Annotated in this window: 26 protein-coding genes; 16 read left to right on the forward strand and 10 right to left on the reverse strand. The window is 74.4% G+C overall.

Features of this window, described 5'->3' with window-relative positions:
• The first annotated feature begins 38 nt into the window (after positions 1-38).
• Entirely contained in the window at positions 39-596 is a 558-nt protein-coding gene (locus TPA0908_RS02980) for a hypothetical protein (protein ID WP_281934664.1), read from the forward strand.
• 6 nt (positions 597-602) lie between these two features.
• On the opposite strand, the gene TPA0908_RS02985 is transcribed toward TPA0908_RS02980, so the two are convergent.
• The 7 genes from TPA0908_RS02985 to TPA0908_RS03015 are packed head-to-tail and all read right to left on the reverse strand — an operon-like array spanning position 603 to position 9,016.
• A complete protein-coding gene (locus TPA0908_RS02985; protein ID WP_281934378.1) occupies positions 603-1,202 on the reverse strand; it encodes a hypothetical protein in 600 nt (199 codons plus the stop codon).
• A gap of 11 nt (positions 1,203-1,213) precedes the next feature.
• The gene (locus TPA0908_RS02990) at positions 1,214-2,389 is read right to left on the reverse strand and encodes a M23 family metallopeptidase (RefSeq protein ID WP_281934380.1); all 1,176 of its coding nucleotides are present in this window, start codon (positions 2,387-2,389) and stop codon (positions 1,214-1,216) included.
• Positions 2,386-2,937: a hypothetical protein gene (locus tag TPA0908_RS02995; RefSeq protein ID WP_281934382.1), complete on the reverse strand. Its 552-nt coding sequence runs from the start codon at positions 2,935-2,937 to the stop codon at positions 2,386-2,388. Before TPA0908_RS02995 ends, TPA0908_RS02990 begins: the two co-directional genes overlap by 4 nt.
• Before the next feature lie 6 nt (positions 2,938-2,943).
• Complete coding sequence (locus TPA0908_RS03000; protein ID WP_281934384.1) at positions 2,944-4,887, reverse strand: MraY family glycosyltransferase; 1,944 nt, start codon at positions 4,885-4,887, stop codon at positions 2,944-2,946.
• A gap of 1 nt (position 4,888) precedes the next feature.
• The gene (locus TPA0908_RS03005; RefSeq protein WP_281934386.1) at positions 4,889-8,275 is read right to left on the reverse strand and encodes an ATP-binding protein; all 3,387 of its coding nucleotides are present in this window, start codon (positions 8,273-8,275) and stop codon (positions 4,889-4,891) included.
• Between the two features lie 49 nt (positions 8,276-8,324).
• Entirely contained in the window at positions 8,325-8,687 is a 363-nt protein-coding gene (locus TPA0908_RS03010) for a hypothetical protein (protein WP_089157613.1), read from the reverse strand.
• A 14-nt stretch (positions 8,688-8,701) separates the two neighbouring features.
• On the reverse strand, positions 8,702-9,016 hold the full coding sequence (locus tag TPA0908_RS03015; RefSeq protein WP_091070155.1) for a hypothetical protein: 315 nt from the start codon (positions 9,014-9,016) through the stop codon (positions 8,702-8,704).
• Positions 9,017-9,376: 360 nt separating this feature from the next.
• Here TPA0908_RS03015 and folP point away from each other — a divergent pair, with 360 nt between their 5' ends.
• The 7 genes from folP (at position 9,377) to TPA0908_RS03050 (ending at position 13,949) form a co-directional block, all read left to right on the forward strand.
• Positions 9,377-10,252 (forward strand): dihydropteroate synthase, encoded by an 876-nt coding sequence (folP, locus tag TPA0908_RS03020; protein ID WP_281934389.1) that lies wholly within the window; start codon positions 9,377-9,379, stop codon positions 10,250-10,252.
• Positions 10,249-10,608 (forward strand): dihydroneopterin aldolase, encoded by a 360-nt coding sequence (folB, locus tag TPA0908_RS03025; RefSeq protein ID WP_281934391.1) that lies wholly within the window; start codon positions 10,249-10,251, stop codon positions 10,606-10,608. The genes folP and folB overlap by 4 nt, the downstream gene beginning before the upstream one ends.
• A complete protein-coding gene (folK, locus tag TPA0908_RS03030) occupies positions 10,605-11,132 on the forward strand; it encodes a 2-amino-4-hydroxy-6-hydroxymethyldihydropteridine diphosphokinase (RefSeq protein WP_281934393.1) in 528 nt (175 codons plus the stop codon). Before folB ends, folK begins: the two co-directional genes overlap by 4 nt.
• Positions 11,129-11,659: a DUF3180 domain-containing protein gene (locus tag TPA0908_RS03035; RefSeq protein WP_374709160.1), complete on the forward strand. Its 531-nt coding sequence runs from the start codon at positions 11,129-11,131 to the stop codon at positions 11,657-11,659. The genes folK and TPA0908_RS03035 overlap by 4 nt, the downstream gene beginning before the upstream one ends.
• Positions 11,660-11,777: 118 nt before the next feature.
• Entirely contained in the window at positions 11,778-13,010 is a 1,233-nt protein-coding gene (locus TPA0908_RS03040; RefSeq protein ID WP_281934395.1) for an ABC transporter permease, read from the forward strand.
• 62 nt (positions 13,011-13,072) lie between these two features.
• Positions 13,073-13,375: a hypothetical protein gene (locus TPA0908_RS03045; RefSeq protein ID WP_107159648.1), complete on the forward strand. Its 303-nt coding sequence runs from the start codon at positions 13,073-13,075 to the stop codon at positions 13,373-13,375.
• Between the two features lie 82 nt (positions 13,376-13,457).
• Positions 13,458-13,949: a hypothetical protein gene (locus tag TPA0908_RS03050; RefSeq protein WP_281934397.1), complete on the forward strand. Its 492-nt coding sequence runs from the start codon at positions 13,458-13,460 to the stop codon at positions 13,947-13,949.
• Between the two features lie 335 nt (positions 13,950-14,284).
• Here TPA0908_RS03050 and TPA0908_RS03055 read toward each other — a convergent pair whose 3' ends face one another.
• Positions 14,285-15,277: an ABC transporter ATP-binding protein gene (locus tag TPA0908_RS03055; RefSeq protein ID WP_281934399.1), complete on the reverse strand. Its 993-nt coding sequence runs from the start codon at positions 15,275-15,277 to the stop codon at positions 14,285-14,287.
• 2 nt (positions 15,278-15,279) lie between these two features.
• Here TPA0908_RS03055 and TPA0908_RS03060 point away from each other — a divergent pair, with 2 nt between their 5' ends.
• The 4 genes from TPA0908_RS03060 (at position 15,280) to TPA0908_RS03075 (ending at position 20,236) form a co-directional block, all read left to right on the forward strand.
• On the forward strand, positions 15,280-15,966 hold the full coding sequence (locus TPA0908_RS03060; protein ID WP_281934401.1) for an ABC transporter permease: 687 nt from the start codon (positions 15,280-15,282) through the stop codon (positions 15,964-15,966).
• A 55-nt stretch (positions 15,967-16,021) separates the two neighbouring features.
• Positions 16,022-16,744 (forward strand): ABC transporter permease, encoded by a 723-nt coding sequence (locus TPA0908_RS03065; RefSeq protein ID WP_281934403.1) that lies wholly within the window; start codon positions 16,022-16,024, stop codon positions 16,742-16,744.
• A 207-nt stretch (positions 16,745-16,951) separates the two neighbouring features.
• Positions 16,952-17,956 (forward strand): glycine betaine ABC transporter substrate-binding protein, encoded by a 1,005-nt coding sequence (locus TPA0908_RS03070; RefSeq protein ID WP_281934405.1) that lies wholly within the window; start codon positions 16,952-16,954, stop codon positions 17,954-17,956.
• A gap of 132 nt (positions 17,957-18,088) precedes the next feature.
• The gene (locus TPA0908_RS03075; protein WP_281934407.1) at positions 18,089-20,236 is read left to right on the forward strand and encodes a hypothetical protein; all 2,148 of its coding nucleotides are present in this window, start codon (positions 18,089-18,091) and stop codon (positions 20,234-20,236) included.
• A 107-nt stretch (positions 20,237-20,343) separates the two neighbouring features.
• Here TPA0908_RS03075 and TPA0908_RS03080 read toward each other — a convergent pair whose 3' ends face one another.
• Together TPA0908_RS03080 and TPA0908_RS03085 are read right to left on the reverse strand one after the other, a co-directional pair.
• Entirely contained in the window at positions 20,344-21,513 is a 1,170-nt protein-coding gene (locus TPA0908_RS03080) for an NADH-quinone oxidoreductase subunit D (RefSeq protein ID WP_181570726.1), read from the reverse strand.
• The gene (locus tag TPA0908_RS03085; protein ID WP_281934667.1) at positions 21,510-22,574 is read right to left on the reverse strand and encodes an SAM-dependent methyltransferase; all 1,065 of its coding nucleotides are present in this window, start codon (positions 22,572-22,574) and stop codon (positions 21,510-21,512) included. Before TPA0908_RS03085 ends, TPA0908_RS03080 begins: the two co-directional genes overlap by 4 nt.
• Before the next feature lie 213 nt (positions 22,575-22,787).
• Between TPA0908_RS03085 and TPA0908_RS03090 the strand changes: the two genes are divergently transcribed.
• The 4 genes from TPA0908_RS03090 (at position 22,788) to TPA0908_RS03105 (ending at position 26,150) form a co-directional block, all read left to right on the forward strand.
• Positions 22,788-23,723, forward strand: coding sequence for a Rossmann-like and DUF2520 domain-containing protein (locus TPA0908_RS03090; RefSeq protein ID WP_281934410.1), 936 nt, complete (start codon positions 22,788-22,790; stop codon positions 23,721-23,723).
• The gene (gene panC, locus TPA0908_RS03095; protein WP_281934412.1) at positions 23,717-24,559 is read left to right on the forward strand and encodes a pantoate--beta-alanine ligase; all 843 of its coding nucleotides are present in this window, start codon (positions 23,717-23,719) and stop codon (positions 24,557-24,559) included. The genes TPA0908_RS03090 and panC overlap by 7 nt, the downstream gene beginning before the upstream one ends.
• 30 nt (positions 24,560-24,589) lie before the next feature.
• Positions 24,590-25,018 carry an aspartate 1-decarboxylase gene (panD, locus tag TPA0908_RS03100; protein ID WP_281934414.1) on the forward strand — a complete coding sequence of 143 codons (429 nt, stop codon included), beginning with the start codon at positions 24,590-24,592 and terminating at the stop codon, positions 25,016-25,018.
• A 238-nt stretch (positions 25,019-25,256) separates the two neighbouring features.
• Positions 25,257-26,150 (forward strand): septum formation family protein, encoded by an 894-nt coding sequence (locus tag TPA0908_RS03105; RefSeq protein WP_281934415.1) that lies wholly within the window; start codon positions 25,257-25,259, stop codon positions 26,148-26,150.
• Positions 26,151-26,189 lie beyond the last annotated feature (39 nt).

The following is a 26,189-nucleotide window of genomic DNA, read 5'->3' on the forward strand; positions in this document are numbered from 1 at the left end:
ACGCGGCCCGCAGCCGATAACCTCAGGAGGTGGAATCAGTGCAGCCCCCCGCCGGTTCCCAGGTCTCCCGAGTACCGGCGCAGCGGACCCCGCCGGAGCAGTTGGCGCCCCCGGCGCCCGCGCCGGCACCGGCCCGCCCCAAGCGCCCGCTGCGCACCGTGCTCGCGGTCGTCGCGGGAGTGGTGGCGTTGCTCTGCGCGGGCGGCGCGGTGGTCGGCTTCGTGCTGTACGACCGGGCAACCGCCCCGGACCGCAGCGCCCCGGACGTGGTGGTGGCCAACTACGTCCAGGCGCTCTTGGAGGACCGCAACGACACCAAGGCGAAGCAGTTCACCTGCGACGGCCGGACCGACCTGGAGGGCCTGCGGTCACTGCGGGACGACCTCGTCGCCCGGGAACGGCGGTTCGGCACGACGATCTCGGTGAGTTGGGGCCCGTTGACCACCCGGGAGTCGGGCGATGTCGCGATGGTCGCGGTCGAGCTCATCATCTCCGCTTCCGTCGACGGCATCTCGCAGACCGACCGGCAGGGCTGGCGGTTCGAGACAAGGCGGGAAGACGGCTGGGGCGTCTGTGCGGCCCAGCGCGGCAGTTGAGCCCGGCTACTCCAGCCAGAGCAGGTGGACCGGTACCTCCAGGGTGGTCGGCGCCTGTCCGCGCCAGGCCCAGCGGTACCACTCCAGCTCGGGTGCCACCCGGACGCAGATGTCGCCGTCCGCGCCTGAGTAGGTCTCGGTGACGGCCCGCAGGTCACGCCGCTCCGTGCCGTCGTCGACGTGGACCACGCGCCGTCCGGTCACCGCGTCGGTCTCGAAGACCGGGGTGGGTGGTCGGCGGGTGGGCGCGTCCAGCGAGACCAGCCGGATGCCCGACTCGGCCGGACCAGCCGGCGGTCTCCGTCCGCCGACCGTCTCCACCCAGACGCGTTCCACCGGCACCAGCGGCGCGAACACCTCCACCTGCTCGGACTCGGCCCGGTACCACTCGTGTTCCGGGATGACCGGCACGTAGGTGCGGCTGCCCTGCACCACGCGCTCGTCGGCGCGCAGGTCACCGCGCCAGCCGAGGCCGGGCAGGCCGACCAGCACCCGGCGGCCGCGCAGCTCGGTCCCGCCGGTGGCGGGCACGATCTCGATCGGGCGGGGTGGCAGCGGGGCCCAGTCGGGGCGGTCCGCGAACGGGTCGGGCAGCGGATTGCTCATGGGCGACGAACTCATCCGGTCCCGGTGAGGGGCGCACCGCGCTCGCGCATGAACGGCACCGGGTTCTCCGCACCGCGGCTGGACCGGTCGCTGTCGTGGTGCACCTCGAAGTGCAGGTGCGGGCCGGAGGAGTTGCCGCTGGTGCCGGAGAGCCCGATCACCTCACCGGCCGCGACCTCCTGACCCGGACGTACCCGGGGTCGTTCGATCATGTGGCAGTAGCGGGTGATGAAGCCGCCGGCATGCAGGATGTCGACGAACCACCCGCAGCCACCCTTGTCCGGCCAGCCGTCCCGGTCGCAGTCCCGCCGGCCGGAGTGGTCGGGGTCGCACCTGGCGACCAGCACGCGACCGGCCGACGCGGCGTGGATCTCGGTGCGCTTGTCCGCGGCCAGGTCCACGCCGTCGTGGCTCGGGCGGGCGTCGGTCCGGAAACCGGAGACCACCCCGCCGGGCAGCGGCGCGGTCCAGCCGGAGGCGGCGATCCGGGCCCCGGCGGCGGCGTCACAGACCGCCTTGCCGGCGATCTCCACGGTCCGGGCCGCCCCGCCGGCGAGCGCGTCGACGATCCGCCCCGCCAGTTCCTCGTGCTTGGCATAGGCATCCGGGAACGCGCTGACCTGAACCCGCTGCGCCACCACGGACAGCGGCCGTTGCTGCCAGTTCGGCACCTTCACCATCTTCTGGTAGAACTTGCGCGCCGCGTACGACGGCGTCATCCGCTGTTCGACGCTGCCCCAGCCCGGCCGCTGCTGAAACAGGCCCACCGAGTCGTGGTCGGCGCCGACCCCCTCGTGCGGCAGCGCCAGTGACGCCGGCACGCGGCTGTTGGCCAGGTTGCGCAGCGCCGACTCCTGCATCGCGGTGGCCAACGCGATCACCCACCCCCGGGCCGGCACCTTCATGTCCTGGCCTGTCTTGATGATGGCGGCGGCGTTGCGCAGCTGGCCGTCGCCGTACTCGGCGAAGCGCGGCATGTCCCCGGTCAGGGTCACCTGATAGGTGGGGTCGCAGGTCAGGCCGGCGAGCTTCGGGTCCTCCCGATCGCCGCCCAGTTCGGTGAGGAAGAAGGCGGCGGCGCCACCCACGCAGCAGAGCAGGGCGAGTACGCCGGTGACCGCGGTGGCCAGCACGCCGACCCGAACCTTGCGGCGGACCTGCCCGACGGCGGCCGCGCCGGCGCTCACGACCGCTCCCAGTCGACCGCGTCCACCAACCATGGCCCGTCCGGAGCGACCAGTTCGAGCCGGAGCGTGCCGTCGTCCAGCGGGATCAGTGCCTCCACGAAGGTCTCGGTGCGGGGGCGGAGCGTCGGCGGGCCGGTGGTCCGCCGGGCCGGCACGGTCTCCGGGTCGGCCCCGGCCATCTTCTCCACCAGCGCGGGCGTGGAGAGCGGACGCAGCCGAGCCTGCCAGGCATCGCCGGTGCTGCCCGGACCGGCCAGCCAGGCGGTGGTGAAGCGTCCGGCCACCTGCTCGGGGGTGGGCTCACCGGGGCGGGTCTTCGGGGCGACCGCCGCCGGCGGGCTGGACAGCACCCCGTCCTCACCGGCCTCGGGATCCACGGTGCTGATCGGCTGGGTGGGACGGACGGCCACGCCGACGCCGCCATCGCCGGCTCCGGAGACCAGCCGGGCCGTGCCGATCACCCCGAAGACGAGAACGGCGATCACCAGCGCGATGCCGAGCCGGGACCGGAGGACCCGGGTGAAGAGGAACTCCAGCGTCCGTCGCATCGGAGGTCACCTGGCCTCGGAGCGGATCCGCGGCGCCGGCCGGGTGGCCGGTGCGGTCGCCCGGTCCGCCGAGTCGGGTCGGTAGACGGCGTAGGAGGGAACCTCCTCGGGCCCGTCCGGCTCGGTCCAGGTGGACGGTGCGCGGCGCGGCCGGGGAGCAGTGGTGGGCCGTCCACCGATGCGCTCGGGCGCGGGCGCCTCGTCCGGCCGTTCCCGTCCGTCCGGCCGCTCCCGCTCGACGGGTGTGGCGGCGTGCGCCGGATCCTCGTGCCGGGCCTCCGGTCGGAGGCTGCGCTGGTCGGCGACGACGCCGCGACGCCGGCTGAACGCCGGCTCGTTGGTGCCGCCGGGCTCGGCGACGTCCAGCCGGGCGGCGACCCGCATGTCCCGGAAGAACCGGCGGTGCCACGAGCCGGCCGAGCTGACCGCCTCGCTGCTGTCCTTGCCGCCGAGCTGGGTGATCCGCCGGTACGGCCGCAGCAACAGCCAGCCCACCACCCCGCAGAGCCAGACCAGGACCACCTGGAGCCAACCCGGCAGGGTGGCCGTGTTCATGATCAGGTCGACGGCGAAGAGATAGATGGCCGCGCCGGTGCCGAAGATGGCGATGTTGAACACGGCGGCCACCACGGCGTTCGCCAGCCGGCGGAGCCCGGCGCTGGCCGGGCGCATCAACCCGACCGTGCCGAGAATGGGCGCGGCGATCACCGCCCACCGGAAGATCAGGAAGCCGAGCAGCACCAGCACGGACGCGGTGAGGTCGAACATGGCGAACAGCAGCGAGGCCAGCACCGCGATGAAGCCGGCACCGATCCGATCCATGTCCTTGGTGCCCTGGAGGTACTCGTACGCCTCCGGGTCCTCCGACTTGATCTGCTCGGCGACCCGGGCCCACTGCTGTTGCTTGGCCTTGATCACTACGTCCCGCGTCGCCGGATTGCTTCGGATCGATGCGGCTTCGTCCCAGGTCAGCGACTTCGCGTCGTAGAGTGCCTGGCCGTACTTCTTGGCGGTTTCGCTGTCCGCGGAGCCGAGCACACCGCGCAGCCAGTTGCGGTAGAGCATGGTCTCGGTCGCGGTGTCGCTGGCCCGTACGGCCGGCGGGCGCTTGTCCACGCAGGCATCCGGGTTGGGAAGTACGCACTTGTCCGGCGGGACGTCCTTGGTGGATGGACCGACCGCGTCGTGCACCACGCCGAGGGTGGTGATCAGCGTGCTGTCGGCGATGTTCGCGGACTTCACCGGCCAGGCGGCCAGTGCGGTCACCGCCACCATCACCAGGATCGCCCAGCCGGCAGTGGTCATCGCGTTGCTCATGTCCGACTGGCGGGAGCGCCAGAGCAGGTAGAGGCCGACCACGCAGATGGTGATGATGCCGAAGACGCTGAACACCTTCTGGTAGACGGCCTTGGTGGCCTGCTCCACCAGCGGGTCCGCCCAGCGCCACATGGTCCGTGGGTCCCACGCGCGCTCCCGCAACGCGTTCGACGCGCCGATCACCGCGTTGGCGAACATGAACTCGCCGTTCGCCACCATCGTGGTGAAGCGGTAGTCCGGGTGGAGCACGGACGAGGCGCAGCCGCCGTCCACGTCGTACGTGGTGTAGCTGTAGCCGGCGTACCCGTAGTCGCTGTAGAGACCCTTGGGGCCGGGCTGCTTGGCGGAGTCGGGGCGGGCCGCGAACCAGCCGGCGAGGCCGGAGTCCGGCGCGCCGGGCACCGGCGCGTTACGGCACTCGACCTGGTCCTCGCTGACCGCCTTGAGCTTGCCCACGCAGGCCCGGAAGTCGGCCTGCCACTCCTTGGTGCTGCACAGTTCGGCCCGCGCCTGGGCGACCGGGCCGGCCGCGTACGCGGGTGTGCCCCCGATCAGCGGCCAGGAGATGGTGGCCCCGGCGAGTACGCCGAGGGCGATGAGGAGCGCCGTGATCCGTGCCCGGGCCCTCGCCATGTCACGCCTCCAGATCAGCCAGCACGGTCGGCAGTTGGCCGGCGGCCTGGGCGACCGCGGCAGGGGTGGTGTCCAGGTGCTTCAGCAGCCCGTCGACGTACGACACGTCGACCCGGACCTTCTGCACGCGTCCGTCGACGTCGCGCATGACGAACTCACGGAACCCGAGCCGGTTGGCGGAACCGCTGTCGGCCTGGGAGAGCGAGGCGAGGGTGGCCTCGTAGCCGTCGTCGACCGGCACCCGGAGCAGCCGCAGCGCCTCGGAGGCGATCTCGCTGTCCTCGGCGATGCGACCGACGAAGACGGTGGAGACGAGGTTCTGCACGTCGAGGCCGAGGATGTCCTTCGGGTTCTGCGAGGCGACCAGCGCGGCGAGGTTCCACTTCCGGGAGTCGCGGGCGAGCCGGACGAGGAACGACCGTCCGGAGCGCCAGCCCTCCATGAAGTGCGCCTCGTCCAGTCCGACGAGCTTCCGGGAACCCATCGACCCGCCGTAGCAGCGGCGGACCGCCAGCCGGTGCGCGGTGTGCAGCATCGGTAGGGCCAGGGCCTCCTCGGCCGACCAGTACTCCCGCTCGATCTTGAGGTCGGGCAGCCGGAGGCCGGCCATGGTGATCACGGTGAGCGCGGCGTCGGCGCCGAGCAGTCCTTCCGGCGGGCGGCCGAAGAAGAGCATCGCCAGCGGCATCTCGGCGGTGTCGAGCAGCAGGTTCGCCAGTTCACGGCCGGCGTCGTCGTCGAGCCCCTGGAGGCAGGCGACCACGTCGTCCAGGGTGGAGGTCTCCTCGGCCGGCACCTGGCGTACGGCGTGCCGGAACAGGGTGGCGGTGGACGCCTCCCGGGCCACCTGCGGTGGCACCAGCATCATGCAGATGTCCTGCACCAGCATCCGGCGTTCGGCGCGGGCGTTGGAGACGGCGATCTCGAACTCCCGGTCGCCGGCCGCCCCGGTGCCGAACTCGCTGCGCAGCGGCGTGGGGATCAGCGCGTACGGGGCCAGGGTGCCCTGTTCCGAGCCGGTCAGGTTGAGCACCCGCGAGTAGGGCGCCAGCTCGGGCATGGCGCAGAGCCGGGCCAGCGGGCCGGACGGGTCGAGCAGCGTCACCTGCACGCCGCGCCGCGCGGCCAGGTAGCCGAGCGCGCCGAGCAGCGTGGACTTGCCACCGCCCGGTTCGGCGACGAAGACGGCGAGCCCGGAGCGTTCGCGTACCTCCATCGGGAAGTGCAGGTCGAGGAAGACCGGGCGACGGCAGGTGCCGGCGGTCCGGCCGATCAGGTCGCCGCGCCGGTCGCCGACCGTGGACGCGGCCTGGGGCAGCGCGGCGGCGAGCAGTTGAACCGGCATCCGTCGGACGTATCCGGTGTTGGCGATGGGCTCGCCGGGGATGAACTCGCGGGCCAGCCAGTCCTGGTTCTTCGGGTGCTGGAGCGAGATGCGCAGCTCGCGGGAGTAGAGCTGGATGAGGCGGCGGGCCCGCTCCAGGCATTCCTCCCGGGTGCGACCGCCGACCGCGATCCGGTGCCAGCCGTGCGCCCGGGCCGAGTCGACAGGCAGCCCGGTGGTCATCTCGTCGCCGATCACCAGGGCCCGTTTGGCCAACCGCTCCAGCTCGGGCGGGGCGTCGATGCCGTGCTCGGCGTAGTCGAGCTGCTGGGAGCGGATCATCCGGAGCCGGTGTTCGAGGTTCCGGAAGGAGTCGTTGGGGCCGAGGAGGTCGACCCGGGTGGAGAGCTCCATCGGCCACGGCAGCCGCTCGTGGAAGTGCAGCCAGGGCTCGTGCCGCTCGGGGATCTCCAGCGGCTCCATCCGGCCGACCGCGAGCACGGCCACGTGCCGTTCCTCGCCGGTCATCCGGTTGACCAGCTTCACAGTGGAGCCGTACGGGGTGCGGTAGCGCTCGACCTGCTCGGTGAGGGCCAGCAGGTCGCCGCGTTCCCACCGGCCGTTGGTGATCGGGGAGAGCACGCCGGGCGGCGCCATGCAGAGCGCCACCGAGCGGTAGAGCAGCCATTCCAGCTCGGGCGCGGTGACCCGGCGGCCGCGCATACCGAACGCGCCGAGCACCTCGTCGAACTGCTCGACGGTGCGGCCCAGTCGGCGCCGTTCGCCGTCGGCGGTGCCCCGGCCGAACGTGCGCAGCAGGCGTTCGGTGAGCGAGTCGCCGAGCGACCGGCGGGCGAAGGTGACCCCGAGGTAGGTCTGGCCCTCGGCGTGGTTGACGGACATGAGGTGCCGCTGGGCGGCGACCAGGTGGTCGGCCCAGCCGGCGGTGCCGGCCACGTCGGGCAGCGGGGTGGCGGTGTGCGCGTCGATGGTGCGCGCCCACTCGTCGGCCGGGAAGGGCCGAGTGGTGCGGCGCAGGTGCAGCCGGAATCCGGCCAGGCCGGCGTACTGCTCGGAGATCGCCGAGAGGAGCGCCTCGCGCTCCGCGTCGGGGCGGAACGCCCAGCGCACCTCGGGCAGCCAGTACCAGGCGGTGACCGTGTTGGGGGTGAAGGTGAGGTGGCCGGCGATCTCGGTGATGGCCAACTCGACGGCCGGGTCCCGGTCGCCGAACTTGATCTTCGGGGCGCGGACCCGGACCGGCTTGGACGGCTTGTTCCGGCGGTCGGCCGAGCGTTGCCGGGGCGGCGTCACCTCCCGGTGCGCGGGCCGGCCGACCTCCCGGGACGGCGCCGGCCGGTCCAGCAGGTCGGGTGCCACCTCCCGCGGGTCGGTGCGGTGCGCGGCGGCTCCGAGCTCGGCGTGCGCGGGCGGCGGGAGCACGGGTTCGGCTGCCGGCTCCGGCGCGGCGGTGGGGCGGAGCGCGAGCCGGTCGCCCGCCTGGAGCGGGACCCGGCTGCGGGTCGCCGGCGGCGGGTCGAGCGCGGGCGGCTCGGCGGGCGCGGCGAGCGCGTGCTCCGGCCGCTGTCGCTCCACCGCGCGTACGCCGGGGGCGGGCTCCCGGACCGGCGGTTCGGGCCGGGCCGGCGGCGCGGGTTCGGCCGGCGCGGCGGGCTGGTGCGGGATCGGCAGCGCGTCGCGCCCGACGCCGCCGACGCCGCGTCGGGGTGGGGCAACCACCGGCTCGACCGGCAGGGCCGGCGGGGTGGCGGCGGCGGGGCGGCGGATTCGGGGCTGCGCGCCGCCGAACAGGTCGAGGAACGGCGAGTCGATGTCGCCGTCGGGGCGGACCGGCTCGCGCGCGCCGTCACCACCGCGCGAGCCGAGCGGGCGTGGCGGCTGGAACACGCCGACGCGGCCGTGGCCGGGGCTGGTGACGAGCGCCGGGTCCAGCACGACCTCGTCCAGATCCTCGTCCGGTGGGTAGTCGAACGATCGCGCACGGTTACCAGGCGTGTCGGCCGGGCGTCCGGCCGGGGAACCCGGCGTGGAGGAGCGACTCATGCGACCGCCTCACCCGCGTCGTTCGTCTGCGTCGTCGGCCTGCGCCCGGTCATGCCAGTTCCTCCCGGATCCTGATCCGGCTCGCGACGAGGCGCGGGTCCCGCAGCTCGGCGGCCGGCTCCCGGGTGCGTCGCCAGTCGGTCAGCGCGGTCCGGATGACCATGCGCGCCGGCCGGTCCGGGTCGACGTACCGGAAGATGAACGAGGTCGTCACGATGGCGAGCGAGATCTCCCAGGCGGGGAAGAGCTCGACCTGGAGCGTGAACAACCAGTGGATGAACACGTAGAGGGGTACGAGCAGCATGAACAGGCCGTACTGGGCGTACGGCAGATGGACGGGCAGGGTGTAGCCGGGCGGCCCCAGGTAGACGAGGCGAGCCCGGTAGATGTCGTCGTCGGTGCGCAGCCGCATCGTCGCCCAACGCCCTACTCGAAGATGAGGTTGATCAGGTAGTCGCCGACGAAGAAGAGTGTGGCCGCGCCGGCGATGAAGGCCAGCCCGATGATGGCGATGGCGGAGCTGGTCAGCACCTTGGAGATCTCGCCTCGGCTGGCCCGGCCGATGAAGATCACGCCGAGCACGGCGAGCAGGATCGGCGCGACCTTGCTGGCGAAGAACGTGACGACGTTGTCGGTGTCGATGCCCTTCGGAGCCGGCTCGGCGAGTGGAGTCGACGCCAGGGTGTGGAGCGCGTGGTCGACGGCGGTGGACGCCGTTGCCATGAGCTCGATGGCGATCACTGGAAACCTCCCCAAAGGTCGCGGCCGGCGGCGCCGCGATGGTGCAGTTAGGCAAGCCTGGCGGGATGGTGCTCGACGGGAACAGCGCCGTCGACGCTGCGTCCGTCACCCACCACGAAGAGTGGTGAGCTTTGGGCGGATTCTTCCCGCTTCGGCCCTCCCCTCCGGGCTTCGCCATCTCGATGCTGGGCAATTCCAAAGCGTACGGGCCGGCCACCTTTGCGACAAGCCGCGAAGAGTGGGCCCGCTTCGACCCGGACGACCGATCGTACACCTGTTCCAATGTGCACGTCAGGGGCGTCGTACCCGGGTCGCGCCCGGTCGCCGGAAGCCCTGCTGGCGAACGGTACTGTCGGGTCCGTGACCGATCTGGTACGAGCGGACGCCCCGGTGGTGATGGGCGTCCTCAACGTCACCCCCGACTCCTTCTCCGACGGCGGCAGATACGCCGATCTGGACGCCGCCGTCGCACACGGGGTGCGACTCCGCGAGGCCGGCGCGGACCTGGTCGACGTCGGCGGCGAGTCCACCCGGCCCGGCGCCGACCGGGTCGACGCGGAGACCGAGACCGCCCGGGTGCTGCCGGTGATCCGCGAACTGAGCGCCGCCGGCATCCCGGTCAGCATCGACACCAGCCGGGCCCGCGTCGCCGAGGCGGTGCTCGCGGCCGGCGCGGACGTGGTGAACGACGTCTCCGGCGGGCTCGCCGACCCGGACATGGCCCGGGTGGTCCGGGACGCCGGCTGCCCCTGGGTGCTCATGCACTGGCGGGGCCACTCGCGCGGCATGCGCGACCTGGCCACCTACACCGACGTGGTGGCCGACGTCCGGGCCGAGCTGGGCCAGCGGGTCGACGCGGCGCTCGCCGCCGGCGTCGCCGCCGACCGGATCATCGTCGACCCCGGGCTCGGCTTCGCGAAGACCGCCGCGCACAACTGGGAACTCAGCGCCCGACTGCCCGAGCTGGTCGACCTCGGCTTCCCGCTGCTCTTCGGGGCCAGCCGCAAGTCCTACCTGGGCCGGCTGCTCGCCGACCGGGCCGGCGAGCCGCGCCCCACCGCCGGGCGGGCGGCCGCGACCATCGCGACCAGCGTGCTCGCCGTCGCCGCCGGCGCCTGGGGGGTACGCGTGCACGACGTCCGCGGCACCGTCGACGCGCTCGCGGTCTGGCGGGCCACCGGCCGTCCCCGACTGGCCACCACGAGCGCCGGCACGGCCGGGGAAGGACACCGATGACCGACCGGATCGAGCTGACCGGCCTGCGGGCCCACGGGCGGCACGGGGTCTACGACTTCGAGCGGGCCCAGGGGCAGGAGTTCGTGGTCGACGCGGTGCTCGAACTCGACCTGGCCCCGGCCGCCCGGTCGGACGAGGTGACCGACACCGTGCACTACGGCGAGCTGGCCGAGCGGCTGGTCGCGGTGCTCACCGGCGAGCCGGTGAACCTGATCGAGACGCTCGCCGACCGGCTGCTCGCGGTCTGTCTGGCCGAGCCGCTTGTCGTCGCCGCGACGGTGACCGTGCACAAGCCGGAGGCCCCGATCCCGCACGCCTTCCACGACGTGGCCGTCACCATGCGGCGTACCCGGTGAGCCGGGCCGTGCTGTCGATCGGCAGCAACCTCGGCGACCGCCTCGACCACCTGCGCGGCGCGGTGGCCACGCTCGGCGGCGACGTGCTGCTGGTCTCCGGCGTCTACGAGACTCCACCGTGGGGGGACGCCGACCAGCCCGCGTACCTGAACGCCGCGGTGATGGTCGCGGACCCGGCGGCGACGCCGGCGGACTGGCTGGCGCGGGCCCGGGCCGCGGAGGCGGCGGCCGGCCGGATCCGCGACCCGGCCCGCCGGTACGGGCCGCGCACGCTCGACGTGGACATCGTCGCGGTCTGGGACGCCGCCGGGCAGCCGGTGCTCAGCGACGATCCCGAGCTGACCCTGCCGCACCCCCGGGCGCACCTGCGCGCGTTCGTGCTGCGGCCGTGGATCGACATCGAGCCGCACGGCCGGCTGCCCGGGCACGGCTGGCTGACCGACCTGCTCAACGCCGAGCCGCTGGCCGCCGACGCCCTGGAACTGAGCCCACGGCCCGATCTGACGCTAGAGTCGGACGCATGAGTACGGCCCGGCCCCCGCAGGACCCCGACCGCTTCCGGATGGGGCCGACCCGGGTCTCCACGCTGGTGGTGGCCGGTCTGGCCGCCGCCGCGGTGGCCTGGCTGCTGATCAGCGGTTTCTACTACGACTTCGCCCCCGACCTGCCGTGGCTGCCGGTGATCACGCTGGCCGGGCTGGCCGTGCTGGAGGGCTACGCGGCGGCCAACACCCGCGCCCGGGTCGAGCGCCGGCCCGGCCGGGAGCCGGTGAACCCGCTCCTGGTCGCCCGGTTCGTGGTGCTCGCCAAGGCGTCCGCGCTGGCCGGGGCCATCTTCGCCGGCTTCTACGCCGGGCTGGTCGGCTGGCTCTTCGTGGAGCGGACCAACGCCGCCGTCGGCGACCGTCCGGCCGCGGTGGCCGGCCTGGTCGCCGCGCTGGCCCTGGTCGCCGCCGCGCTCTGGCTGGAGCGCTCGTGCCGGGTGCCCGAGCAGGAGGACGACGAGGACCGGGAACCGGGCGATCGGGAGACGCCACGCGGGCGCCGCTGAGCACAGGGTTTCCCCCGTCACCGCCCGCAGGTACCGTCCCTGGCGACCGGAGAGCGACGGCCGCCGCCGGTCCGCCCGCGGAGTGGGCCGGACGCGGCCACCTGGGAGGCACGGGCCAATGGGGTACGACGAGTCGGGCCGGACACTGCCACCGGACACGCCGTCCGGCGTGCCCGCCGCGGTGCTGGAGAACGTCTTCGACGACCCCTCCCACGGCGAGCCCGGCCGGGACCGGATCGCGGTGCACGTGGTCTGGGAGTTCCTGCTGCTGGCCGCCCTGATCACGGTGACCTGGCTGCTCTGGCGCGAGAATTCGGACGCGCTGCGCGGCGGCGCGCTGAAGATGTTGCTCGTCGACGTGGCCGGGCTGGGCCTGCTCACGTTGGCCGCCGGACTGAGCCTGCGGGCCGCCGCGGTGAACCTCGCGGTCGGCCCGGTCGCGCTGGCCGCCGCGTTGCACTTCGCCGAGCAGGGCGACCGGGGCCTCCGCGACGCGCTGCTGCCGGCGCTGGCGGTCGCGGCTGTCGGTGGGCTGGCGCTCGCCCTGGCCGTCGTGGTGCTGCACGTGCCCGGCTGGGCGGCGAGCCTGGCCGGCGCGGCCGGCGTGATCGTCTGGCTGGAGCGCCGGACCGCCCCGGTCGCGGTCCAGGGCGACTACGACCCCCGCCGCACCGCGCTCTACCTCTTCGTCGGCTTCGCCGCGGTGGCCGTCCTCGGCGGTCTGTTCGGCGCGATCAAACCGGTACGCCGGCTGCTCGGCCGGTTCCGTCCGGTTGCCGACCCGGCGCGTCGGCGGGGCGCGGTGGCCGCCACGGTGACCGCGCTGGCGCTCGTCGGCTCCACCGTGCTGGCCATGCTCGGCGGCGTGCTGATCGCCGCGAACGGGCACGGCCCGGTCCCGCCGGGCACCGGGCTGGACTGGTCCGTGCTGGCGGTCGGCACCGTGCTGCTCGGCGGCACCAGCGCGTACGGCCGGCGCGGCGGCATCTTCGGCGCCCTGCTGGCGGTCTGCCTGGTGGTGGTGTTCCAGATCTGGGCCGACGCGCACGGCTGGACGGTCAGCCGGTGGGCGGTGGGCGGCGCCGTCCTCGGCGGCGGGCTGGTGGTCACCCGCCTGGTGGAGACGTTCGGCAGGCCCCGCCCTGCCAGGCCCGCCGCGGGCGCGCCCGCGCCGCTCCGGCCGCCCGGCGACGGCACGATCAGCGGCGGTTGGGTGATGCCGCCGAGGCCCGAGCCGACCGACACCTGGCCGTCGGTGCTGCCGGTACGGGACACCGACACCCCGGTCGACGCCTGGGAGGCGCCGCGCTGGGAGAACGAGCCGCGACGCTGGGACACCGACGGCCGCTGACGTCGGCCGGTGGCGTCGCGTCCGGCGGGCCGGAGCTGATCTCGCCGGTTAGGCTCGGCGGCATGACGGAGACTCCTGCCCCCGGCGGCCGTACCTTCGACGAGCTCGACAAGCTCTCCACCGAGGAGCTGCGCGAGCAGGCGTTCCACCTGGCCCGGGAGCGTCGCGACGTCAGGTTCTTCTGGTCGGTGCTGCGGCACCTGCCGAACGCCGACGAGGCCGCGGCCCTGGACGGCGCGCCCAACTCGGTCGGGCCGACCATCGACGAGGCCAACGCGCTGTGGCGCGAGCTGACCGGGCACGGGTACGAGGAGTCCGCGCCGCTGCTGCGGGCCGCCTTCATCGACTACCTGATGAAGCACTGACCCGATGGCCGTACGCCGGCCGGCGGCGGTCCGGCGACCGGGCAGGTTTGCCCGCCGCGGTGCCCCGGGAACTGGCCGTGCCATGGCCCTCACCAACCGCCCCCGCACCGTCAGCCGGTACGGCACGGCCGCCGGCACCGGCACGCTCGCCGCGTTCCTGCTCGTCGCGGTCGGTGGCAGCCCGATGTACGTCGGTTGGGCGCAGCAGCACACCGACCCGACCGGCGCCGGTGGCTGGTTCCTGCGGCTGCTGGCCTGGCCGGCCTGGCGGTGGCACGCGGACGAGGGGATGCTCGCCACCAACCTGCGGGCGATCCTGTTGATCGTGCTGGCCGCGGCGCTGCTCTACCTGCTGCCCGGTCCGCAGGTCGACCGGGTGGCGGCCTCGGGCAGCCAGTTCCTCTCCGGTTGGGGCGCGTACGCCCTGGCCGCCGGGCTCAGCGCGTTGTTCGCCACGCTGCTCGGGCCGCACGGCACGCTCTACGCCGCGTTCCAGGCCGCGAGCACCGGCGCCGCGTACGGCTTCTTCGCCGGCTGGATCGTCGGCCTGGCCAGCCTGGGCGGCCGGGCCTGACCCACCCAGGATCGTCGGCCTGGCCAGGTCGAGTCGGCCGAGGCGGCCGGGCCTGACCGCACCCGGGATCGTCGGCCTGGCCAGGTCGAGTCGGCCGAGGCGGCCGGGCCTGACCGCACCCGGGATCGTCGGCCTGGCCAGGTCGAGTCGGCCGAGGCGGCCGGGCCTGACCGCACCCGGGATCGTCGGCCTGGCCAGGTCGAGTCGGCCGAGGCGGCCGGGCCTGACCGCACCCGGGATCGTCGGCCTGGCCAGGTCGAGTCGGCCGAGGCGGCCGGGCCTGACCGCACCCGGGATCGTCGGCCTGGCCAGGGCGAGGGCGCGGCCGGGCCGGCTCAGTCGACCGCGCCCAGGGTCAGTACCCGGGTGCGGGCGAGCAGCCCCAGTGGACGGCCGTCCTCGGTGACCACGGCCCGGTCGGCGCCGGCGGTGAGCAGCGTGCCGAGCGCGTCGTAGGCCGAGCTGCCCAGCGCCACCGTGGGCAGCCCGTCGGTGTCGCCGGCCGGGAGCGGGTCGAGCACCGCGCGGGTCACCGGGGTGACCGCGAGCTGCCGGATGCCCCGGTCGGCGCCGACGAACTCGCGGACGAAGGCCGAGGCGGGCGAGCCGAGCAGCGCGGCCGGCCGGTCGTACTGTTCCAACACCCCGCCCTCGGACAGCACCGCGATCCGGTCGCCCAGCCGGACCGCCTCGTCGAGGTCGTGGGTGACCAGCACGATGGTCTTGCGGACCTCGGCCTGCAACCGGAGGAACTCCTCCTGCAACCGGGTCCGGACGATCGGGTCGACGGCCGAGAACGGCTCGTCCATCAGCAGCACCACCGGGTCGGCGGCGAGCGCGCGCGCCACCCCGACCCGTTGCCGCTGGCCACCGGAGAGTTCGTGCGGGTAGCGCCTGCCGAACTGCGTCGGGTCGAGCCCGACCAGCTCCAGCAGCTCACCGACCCGGGCCCGGGTCCGGTCCCGGGACCAGCCCAGCAGCCCCGGCACGGTGGCCACGTTGGCGGCCACGGTCTGGTGCGGGAAGAGGCCGACGTTCTGGATCACGTAGCCGATGCGGCGGCGTAGCGTCACCGGGTCGACCCGGGTGACGTCGTCGTCGCCGAGCAGGATCCGACCGTCGGTCGGCTCGATCAGCCGGTTGATCATCCGCAGCACGGTGGACTTGCCGCAGCCGGACGGGCCGATCAGCACCACCAGCTCGCCGGCCTTCACCTCCAGGCTCAGCTCGCGGACCGCCTCGGTGCCGTCCGGGTAGCGCTTGCGGATGCGCTCCAGCGTGATCGAGGCGGCGCCGTGACCGGCGGGGGTCTCCGGGGTAACGTCCACGTGTGTTCCTCCACCTGAGCTACCGGGCCGCCCCGGGTAATCCGTGGTTCTCCTGGCGGTACGTGCGGGACAACTCTGACAGCATTCTCGCCGCGTTGCGCGAGCACACCTGGCTGACCGCCCGGGCCGTGGTGATCGCCGCGCTGGTGGCGCTGCCGCTCGCGGTGGCAGCGTACTGGTTCCGGTCGTTGGCCGCGTCCATCCTGGCGTTGACCGGGGTGCTCTACACGATCCCGTCGCTGGCGCTGTTCGCGTTCCTCGCCCCCTACCTCGGCATCGGCGCGGTGACCGTGCTCACCGTGGTGGCGTTGTACGCGCTGCTGGTGATCGTGCGCAACACGCTGGCCGGCCTGAACCAGGTGCCACCCGAGGTGCGGGAGGCCGCCGAGGGCATGGGGTACGGCCGCTGGGGTCGGCTGTTCCGGATCGAGCTGCCGCTGGCGCTGCCCGGCATCCTCACCGGCGTACGCCTGGCGACCGTCTCCACGGTCGCGCTGGTCACGGTCGGGGTGGTGGTGGGCCGGGGTGGGCTCGGCCAGCTCATTTTCGCCGGGTTCCAGAACAATTTCTACAAGGCGCAGATCATGACCGGCACGGTGCTCTGCGTGCTGCTGGCGCTGGTGCTCGACCTGGTCCTGGCCGGCGTGGGCCGGCTGCTCACCCCCTGGCTGCGCGGGAGAAACTCGTGAGCGTGAGGAGTGCAGCGCAGCGGAGCCCCGCAGTCGCGAACGGAAGGTCAGCCCGGTGAACCCGGTCGAGGCGGCGGTGACCTGGCTGAACGACCCGCTGAACTGGACCAACCCCGGCGGCGTGCTGGACCGGCTGGGCGAGCACCTGAGCATGTCCGCGCTGGCGGTGCTGCTCGGCTGCCTGGTGGCCTGGCCGATCGGCCTCTGGCTCGGGCACAGCGGTCGGGGCGGCGGCGTGGTGCTGCTGGTCTCCAACGTCACGCTGGCGATCCCCACGCTGGCGCTGCTGACCATCCTGCCGTTGACCTTCCTCGGCTTCGGCCGCGCCTCCGTGGTGGTGGCGCTCGCCGTCTTCGCGGTGCCACCGCTGCTGGCGAACGCGTACACCGGGGTCCGGCAGGCCGACGCGGAGGCCCGGGACGCCGCGCGCGGCATGGGGCTCTCCGGCGGGCAGGTGCTGCGCCGCGTGGAGCTGCCGCTCGCGGTGCCCTACCTGGCGGCCGGGTTCCGGACCGCGGCCGTGCAGGTGGTGGCCACCGCCGCGCTGGCGTCCTTCGTCAACGGCGGCGGGCTGGGCCAGATCATCCGCGCCGGCTTCGGCCTCGACATCGCCGCCGGCGGCGGCCAGATCATCGCCGGCGGCGTCCTGGTGGCCGGCCTGGCGCTGCTGGTCGAGGGCGTGCTCGCGGTGGTGGAGCGGTTGGTCACGCCGCGCCCGCTGCGGCGGGTCCGGCGGCGGGCGAACCGCCGCGCGGCGGCGGCCACGGCCGGCGGCTGACCCGTCCGCCGGCCCTCGCCGACGCGGCCGTGAGACGCCGGTCACCGTGATGTCGACGGTCCGGTGACGATCGGATGACGAAAACGCCTTCGGGTTTGTCGGTCGGTTCCGGAAGATGTTGGGTGAAGTCGCGGGCGGCGTTCGGATCGCCCGTCGGACACGCGGCCGGCCCGGAGGGTCGCGCCGGGACACGGAAGGCGGGCGCTGATGCGCGCACGTTCACGGCTGGTCGCGGGGGCCTTCGGCGCCCTCGTCGCGGCGGGTCTTCTCACCGGCTGCGGCGACGCCGGCTCGTCCGGCACCGACGCGCCCGAGGCGGGCGCCTCGGGCGCCGGTTGCGCCCCGGTGGCGGGTGACCAGCTCGTCGTCCTCACCGACGACAAGAAGCTCCAGAACACCGACAACGTCCTTCCCGCGATCAACAAGAAGGCGGCCACCCCGCAGTTGGTCGCCGCGCTGGACAAGGTCTCCGCGAAGCTCGACACCCCGAAGCTGATCCAGCTCAACCGGGCGGTCGACGTCGACCGGAAGACGCCCCAGGTGGCGGCGCAGGAGTTCGCCGGCGCCAACGGCGTGACCGACGGGATCGAGAAGGGGCCGGGCGGCCAGGTCACGGTCGGCGCCGGCAACTTCAGCGAGAGCCAGACCGTCGCCGAGCTCTACAAGATCGCGCTCACCGCGGCCGGATACCAGGTCAAGGTGCAGACCATCGGCAACCGGGAGCTCTACGAGCCGGCCCTGGAGAAGGGCCAGATCCAGGTCGTCCCGGAGTACGCCGCCACCATGGCGGAGTTCCTCAACACGAAGGCCAACGGCAAGGACGCCCAGCCGATCTCCTCGCCCGAGCTGGAGAAGACGGTCGCCGCGCTCAAGACCGAGGGCGACAAGTCCGGCCTGGTGTTCGGCCAGCCGTCCCAGGCGCAGGACCAGAACGCCTTCGCGGTCACCAAGGCCTTCGCCGACAAGTACGGCGTCTCCACGCTCTCCGACCTGGCCGCGAAGTGCTCCGGTCAGGCCACCGTGCTGGCCGGCCCGCCGGAGTGCCCGCAGCGGCCGAAGTGCCAGGCCGGGCTCGTCGAGGTCTACGACTTCAAGGCCGGCTCGTTCAGCTCGCTGGACGCGGGCGGCCCGCAGACCAAGAACGCACTGAAGACCGGTTCCGCAAGCGTCGGTCTGGTCTTCTCGTCCGACGCCGCGCTCGCCGCCAGCTGACCGCTCGCCGTTGCCGCCGGCCGGTGTGGCCGGCCGGCGGCGCGGCGGAACCGGCGACCCGGCCGACGGTGCGGGCATCCGACTGTGCCGACCCGTTCCACTCCGATGGAACTCTCGGTAGTCTGCTCACCCATGCCCGCCTCGGTCACCCCCGCCGACAAGCGCACCCCCACGCCGCTGACGATCCTGTTCTGGATCGGTGTGGGGTTGGCCCCCCTGGCGGCGTTGATCCTGCTGGTCGCCGACGGCAACGGCACACTCCGGTTCGGTGCCGTGCTCGCGATCCTCGCCGTCGTGCTGATCGGCCTCTCCATCGCGCTGCGGGCCGACAACAGCGGCGACGGGGCCGTGTCCGAGGGCTTGCGCGAGGAGTTGGAGCAGCTCCGCCGGGAGTTGCGGGCCGAGATCGTGGCCGCCGCCCAACGCGGGAACCAGGCACTCGACCAGGCGCGACGGGCGGAGGAAGCAGCCGGCGCGGTGCGTCGACGGCTCGACGCGGCGGCTGCGGGCCTGGCCGCCCCACCCGCCGAGGAACGCCCGGGCGGGCGGGCCCGGGTCCCGGTCGCCGGCGCGTACGACGCGGGACGGGCGCATCCGGCCGGCCCCGACGAGGACGAGCCGAACCCGGCGACGGGGGGCCGCTTCGGCACCGACCAGCAGGTCGACCCGCCGTGGGCCGGCCGTCCGGACGCCGCCGGCAGCCACGTCGACGACCGGGCCGAGCGGTCCGTGTCCGACGCGTACGCCGTGGCGGGTCGGGCGCGACCCGGGCCGCCCGGCGTCGATCGCGACCGCCCGGCCGGTGAACACGCGGAGTCCGGCGGCCACGCCGCGGGCCCGGCCCGGCCGCGCGCGGAGCGCTCGGAGTTCGGCAGCTACGGCACGGAGCCGCCGCCCACCGGGCGGGACGCGGAACGGGCCGCCGGCGGTGGGTACGGCGTGGCGCGGGTACCCGGACCGGTTGCCCGACCGGAATCCCGTCCGGTCGGGGTGGTCCACCACACCGAGACCGTGCACGTCACCACGCGGCACACCGTCGTGGACGGCGGCGGCGACCCGGCCGGTACCCGGTACGGGGGGTACGCCGGCCGCTGGTCCCCGTCGGCGGAGGACCGGACGAGGGGCGCGGAACCGGTCGGCCGGCGCGGTGCCGGCCACCGTGAGCCGGCTGGGGACGACCACGCGCGCGCCGCTTGGGCGGGCACCGGGCAGGACGCCTGGCCCCCGTCGTCCGGCCCGGAGCGGGCGTGGCCAGACAGTCGGGACGACGGCGGACCGGACAGCGGTGCGTGGCTGCCGGGTTCGCGGGATCGCGGCGGTGCCTGGCCCCCTGCCCGGGACGACGGCGGCGCGTGGCCAGGTGCACGAGACGACGGCGCGCGGGACGGCGGGGCGTGGCCCGGTTCGCGGGCCGAGAGCGAACGGGCTGGCGGCTTCCGGTCGGACCCACCGGGCGACGGACAATTCGGCACCGGCACCGGCACCGGCACCGGCACCGGCACCGGTGACGGGCGGGAGCATCCCTGGGCCGGCGTCGGCCGTGCCGCGGGCAGTGCGCGGGGCTGGCCGGCGCGGCCGGCCGAGGACGGGTGGTCGACCGGCTCGCGGTCGGGCCGGCCGGCGGACGAGCAGCGCTCCCGGCCCGGGTCGGCTGACGACCGGGCCGGTCGCCCGTCGCCCGCGGAGGACGGTTGGCCGCCGACCGGAACGCCCGAGCGGACGGCGTCGCCCGAACCGTACGGCCGGGCGGCGGTCGGCGAGCCGGACGGCGGCCACTGGTCCGAGTTGCGTGCCGGCAACCGCTGGGCCGAGGTCCGCGACGACGGTCGGGGACGGGAGGTCCGGGTCGGGGAGCGGCGGGCCGCGGTGCACGCCGACGGCGGCGGCACCGGGTACCGGATCGAGGACCGGTGGGCCTCCGTCCGCGGCACGCCCACGCCACCCGGCCACGACGGCACCGGCCCGACCCGCCACGACCGCGAGCCGGCGTACCCCGATGTCGGGGCGCCGCGGCACGAGCGGGAGTCGTCGCCGGGCGGCGGCTGGTCGGGGGAGGGCCAGCCGGTGCTGCCGGCCGGTGGGGTGCCGATGCCGGACGCGTGGCGACCGCCGACCCAACGCAGCGGCCAACCGGAGTGGCGGCAGCCCCAGCCCGAGTGGCAGCCCCAGCCGGAGTGGCAGCAGCCCGGGCCGGAACGGCAGCCCGAGCCGGAGTGGCGTCGCCCGGAGCCGGACGGTTACGGCCCCCCGCCCCGGGACACCGCCGACCGCTGGCGCTGACCGCGCCGCGCCGCGCGCCGACGCCGACAGCGCCGACGCCGACAGCGCCGACGCCGACAGCGCCGACGCCGACAGCGCCGACGCGGGCGGCGTCGCCGCGCCGCAGATCACTTGTCGATGTCGCCCACCACGAAGAACATCGAGCCGAGGATGGCGATCAGGTCCGGCACCAGACAACCGGGCAGCAGCGTCGACAGCGCCTGCACGTTTGCGTACGAGGCGGTGCGCAGCTTGAGCCGCCACGGCGTCTTCTCGCCCCGCGACACCAGGTAGTACCCGTTGATGCCGAGCGGGTTCTCGGTCCAGGCGTACGTGTGCCCCTCGGGCGCCTTGACGACCTTGGGCAGTCGGGTGTTCACCGGCCCGCTGATCCGGTCCACCCGGTCCAGGCACTGCTCGGCGAGGTCGAGCGACGCGTACACCTGGTCGAGCAGCACCTCGAAGCGGGCGTGGCAGTCCCCGGCGGTCTTCGTCACCACCGGCACGTCGAGCTGGTCGTACGCCAGGTAGGGCTCGTCGCGGCGCAGGTCGAGGTCGAGGCCGGAGGCCCGGCCGACCGGCCCGGACGCGCCGAACGCGGCGGCGTCGGCCGCCGAGAGCACGCCGACGCCGACGGTACGGGCCAGGAAGATCTCGTTGCGCCGGATCAGGTTGTCCAGGTCCGGCATCCGGCGGCGGACCTCGCCGATGGCGGCGCGGGCGCGGCCGGTCCAGCCGGCCGGCACCTCCTCCTTGAGGCCGCCGACCCGGTTGAACATGTAGTGGATCCGGCCGCCGGAGACCTCCTCCATCACCGCCTGGATGGTCTCCCGTTCCCGGAACGCGTAGAACATCGGTGTGATCGCGCCGATCTCCAGCGGGTACGAGCCGAGGAACATCAGGTGGTTGAGCACCCGGTTCAGCTCGGCCAGCGCCATCCGCAGCCAGGTGGCGCGCTCCGGCACCTCCATGCCCATCAGCCGTTCCACCGCGAGCACCACGCCCAGCTCGTTGGAGAACGCGGAGAGCCAGTCGTGCCGGTTGGCGAGCACGATGATCTGCCGGTAGTCGCGTACCTCGAAGAGTTTCTCCGCGCCCCGGTGCATGTAGCCGACGATCGGCTCGGCGGCGACCACCCGCTCGCCGTCGAGCACCAGGCGCAGCCGGAGCACGCCGTGCGTCGACGGGTGCTGCGGCCCGATGTTGAGCACCATGTCCGTGCCGAGCTGCTCACCGCCGGCGCCGGTCCCGACGGTCAGTTCGCGGAGGTCGCCGGCGTCCGTGGTCATGCCCGTCATCGTGCCAGAAGCGGATCGAGGTCGACGCCGACCGGCTGCCACAGCCACCAGTGCCCGCCGAGGCCGGTCGGGTCGGTCAGCTCGGCCACCGCCGACGCCGCGGCCAGCGCGCGCAGGTACCCGGCCGGGTCCCGGGAGGCCAGGCTCAGCGGGGGTCGCCCGCCGTCGGCCCCGAGCGCCCGCAGCGCCGCCCGCTGCGACACCAGGGTGTACGCGCACCGCGCGACCCGCTCACCGGCGGAGGCGACCGAGTCGATGGCGACGTGCGCGGTCACGTCGCACGACCCGTCCGGCACCGGCGGCACCTGCCGCCCGTTCCGGTACCCGGTCAACGTCCCGTCGACGGGCCGGGCGTCCCGCAGGTGCCCGTAGTCGACGGCCAGCGCCGCCCCCCGCCGCACCCGTCCGACGGCCTCCGCCCACACCTCGTCCCGCCCCCGCCCGATCTCCACCCGCCCCCACCTGCCCTCGTCGACCAAGAAGTTTGCGTCCTGGTCGGGGCCTCCGCCCGACGCAAACTCCTTGATCAACGGGGTGAGGGTCGGGGCGCGGGGCCACCAGTGGGTCAGCCAGGTTTCGTCGGCTCGGGGGAGGGCCGGACCGACGGTCTCCTCGCCGGTGACGGGGTCGACCAGGACGTGACGCCAGCCGTGGGGGGTGTGGGTGGCGACATCCAGGGGGACGTTGTCGAGCCACTCGGTGGCCAGCAGCAGGCCGGTGATCTCCGGCGGGAGGTCGGGCCGCCATTCGATCTCGGCGGGCAGGTCGGCCGGGCGGGCGGCCCTCTCCACCGCGACGAGCCGGATCCGCTCCGCCAGCGACGGCTCGGTGGGCGTCGCCACGACGGCGCCGAGCAGCGCGCGGAGCAACTCGGCCCGCCCGGCGCCCACATCGACCACGTCCAGCCGGGCGGGATGGTCGAGCGCGAGGTCGAGCGCGGTGAGGACGTGCCGTAGGCAGGACGCGAACACCGGGGACGCGTGCACGCTGGTGCGGAAGTGGGCGGCCGGCCCCGGACCGGAGACGAAGAAGCCGTCCGGGCCGTAGAGCGCGGTCTCCATCGCGTCGCGCCAACGCAGCGCCGTCAATGCATTCCTCGTTCAAGGGACGTCACCGTGCCGACCCTACGGTGACCGGACAGGAGGCGGGCCGCAACGGTGCGCGCCAGCCCATACCGCACCGGTGAAGGTTTTCACACCTTCTTGTTCCGACTCCGTGACCACGGCGCATACTTGCCATCGACCGGTACCCCCTTCGAGGACTGGATCGCTGCCATGAGCGCACCGCTGCGCCCGCGGGTCCACCGCGCCCCGCTCGCCTTTCCCCGTACCCTCACCGTCGGTGTGCTCGGCGCCGGCCGGGTCGGCGCCGTGCTCGGCGCGGCGCTCGCCGCCGCCGGTCACCGGGTGGTCGCCGCGTCCGGCGCGTCCGGCGCCTCGCGGGCCCGGTTGGCGCTGCTGCTGCCGCAGACCCCGCACCGCGCCGCGCCCGCCGTGGCCCGCGCCGCCACCGACCTCCTGCTCGTGGCGGTCCCCGACGACGCCCTGGCCGCTGTGGTCGCCGACCTGGCCGCCACCGGCGCGCTGCGCCCGGGGCAGGTCGTGGCGCACACCTCCGGCGCGCACGGGCTGGCCGTGCTGGCCCCGGCCGCCGCGGCCGGCGCCCGGCCGCTCGCGCTGCACCCGGCGATGACCTTCACCGGTACGCCGGACGACCTGTCCCGCCTGGCCGGCAGCTCCTACGGGGTGACCGCCCCGGCCGAGTTGCGCCCGTTCGCGGCCCGGCTGGTGGCCGACCTGGGCGGGGTGCCGGAGTGGGTGGGCGAGGCCGACCGGCCGCTCTACCACGCGGCGCTCGCGCACGGCGCGAACCACCTGGTGACAGTGGTCAACGACGCGGCCGACCGGCTGCGCGACGCCGGGGTGGACCGGCCGGAGAAGGTGCTGGCCCCGCTGTTGCGGGCCGCCCTGGAGAACGCGTTGCGGCTCGGCGACGACGCGCTGACCGGCCCGGTCTCCCGGGGCGACGCGGGCACCGTACGCCGGCACCTGGACCGGCTGGCCGCGACCGCGCCGGAATCGGTGCCGGCCTACCTGGCGTTGGCCCGACGGACGGCGGACCGCGCCGTCGCGGCGGGTCGCCTGCACCCGGCGGACGCGGCGCCGCTGCGGGACGTGCTGGACGGGATGGAGGTGGCCTCCTCGTGGTGAACGTGGTGCACACGCGTAAGGAGTTGGCGGCGGCCCGGAACGGGCTGGCCGGCAGCGTCGGCGTGGTGATGACCATGGGCGCGCTGCACGCGGGGCACGAGACGCTGCTGCGGGCCGCCCGGGAGCGGGCCGACCACGTGCTGGTGACGATCTTCGTGAATCCGCTCCAGTTCGGCCCGAACGAGGACTTCGACCGCTATCCGCGCACGCTCGACGCGGACCTGGAGATCTGCCGCCGGGCCGGGGTGGACCTGGTCTTCGCGCCCACGGTGAACGAGATGTATCCGGAGGGACAGCCGACGGTGCGGCTCGACCCGGGTCCGCTCGGCGCGGACCTGGAGGGCCTGAGCCGGCCCGGCTTCTTCCACGGCGTGCTCACCGTGGTCCTGAAGCTGCTCCAGCTCACCCGCCCGGACCTGGCCTTCTTCGGCGAGAAGGACTACCAGCAGCTCACCCTGGTCCGCCGGATGGTCCGCGACCTCGACGTGCCGACCGAGATCGTCGGCGTGCCGACCGTACGCGAGCCGGACGGCCTGGCGCTGTCCAGCCGCAACCGTTACCTCTCCGCGTCGGAGCGGCGGGCCGCGCTGAGCCTCTCCGCCGCGCTGCGCGCCGGTGCGGCGGCGGCGGAGCGGGGTGACGACGCGGGCGCGGTGCTGGCCGCCGCCCACCGGGCGTTCGACGCGCCGGAGGCCCGTCTCGACTACCTGGTGCTCACCGACACCGACCTGGAGCCCGGCCCGGTCTCCGGCGCGGCCCGGCTGCTGATCGCCGCCTGGGTGGGCGCCACCCGCCTGATCGACAACACGGCGATCCACCTCGTGCCGCGTCCCTGACCCCTCCACGAACTGCGGAAAGGCAACCCGATGCTCCGGACCATGCTCAAGTCGAAGATCCACCGGGCCACGGTGACCCAGGCCGACCTGCACTACGTCGGCTCGGTGACGGTGGACGAGGATCTGCTGGACGCCGCGGACCTGCTCCCCGGCGAGCAGGTCGCGATCGTCGACATCACCAACGGGGCGCGGCTGGAGACGTACGTGATCCCGGGTCGCCGGGGCAGCGGCGTGATCGGCATCAACGGTGCCGCCGCGCACCTGGTGCACCCCGGTGACCTGGTCATCCTCATCTCGTACGGGCAGATGGACGACGCCGAGGCCCGCACCTGGCAGCCCCGGGTGGTGCACGTCGACGTCGACAACCGCATCGTCGACCTGACGGCCGACCCCACCACCGCCGCCCCCGGCACCGCCGGCACCCCCATCCCCAACCCCCTCGCCGCCCTCCTGCCCTGACCGCCCCGCCCCGCCCCGACCCGCCCCTCCCGTCCCCGCCCCTCTCCGCGATCTTGCAGTTGGTGCCCCGCGTCTGCCCCCTTTGCATCATTTGTCGGGGCAACAACCGCAAGATCGGCGAGCGGGGCGGCCGAGCGGGGTGGTGGAGCGGGTCAGCGCGGTCTGTTACCGGAAGGTCATTTTCGGCTACCCTGGGCGGGCCGTCGGAATCGACGGTCGTCGGGCTGGGGGAGGCGCGATGGGCCGTGCGATGCGCAGCCTCGTCGCCGCGGTGATCGCGGGCGTGCTGCTGGTGGGGTGTGCCTCGTCCGGTGGGCTGGACGGGGACCTCGCCGACGACTGGCCGGCGCTGGGCCCCGCCGGGCCGTTCACGCCGGTGGCCGGCGTCTGCCAGGTCGCCGACTTCACCCCGACCGTGGGCCTGGCCGGGTACGCGCCGGTCGGCTGCGACGTGCCGCATCGGGTGGAGACGGTGCACGTCGGCGCGTTCACCGTCGACCGGGCCGCTCCGCCGGCGCTCACCTCGCCGGAACTGCGTACCGCGTTCGCCGAGTGCGACACCCGGGCCCGGGGCTACGTCGGCGACGACTGGCGTGCCGGTCGGCTCCGGCTGGCCGTGGCGATGCCCACCGGCACCGGGTGGACGGCCGGTTCCCGCTGGTTCCGGTGCGACCTGACCGAGCTGAACACGACCGAGGCGGCGGCCACCGTGGTGACCCGGACGGGCAGCCTGCGCGACGCGCTCAAGCAGCCCTCCCGGCTGCGCCTCGGCTGCCAGCGCGCCGGCCAGGACCGGCGGCGGGTGCAGACGCTCACCGCGGTCGACTGCGCGACCGCGCACGACGCCGAGTTCGTCGGCGTGTGGGCGGCGCCGGACCGGCCGTACCCGAAGAAGCCGGCGGACTGGGCCCCGCTCTACGCCGGCTGCTACGCCGCCATCGCGCGCTGGACCGGCGTGCCCGCCGACCCGGTGTTGCGGTACCGCAGCTACGCGGTGGTCCGGCCGCCCGGCCCCGGCCGCTGGGCGGTCGGCGACCGTGGGGTCCGCTGCTACCTGTGGCTCAGCGACCGCAAGGTGAGCGTCTCGTTGAAGGACGCCGGCCCGGCCGGGATGCCGGTCCGGACGAGGTAGCCGGAACCACTCGTCCCGCCCCCGACGCCCGGGACGAGG

Origin of the sequence: Micromonospora sp. AKA38, assembly GCF_027925725.1 — a bacterium.
Classification (GTDB): domain Bacteria; phylum Actinomycetota; class Actinomycetes; order Mycobacteriales; family Micromonosporaceae; genus Micromonospora.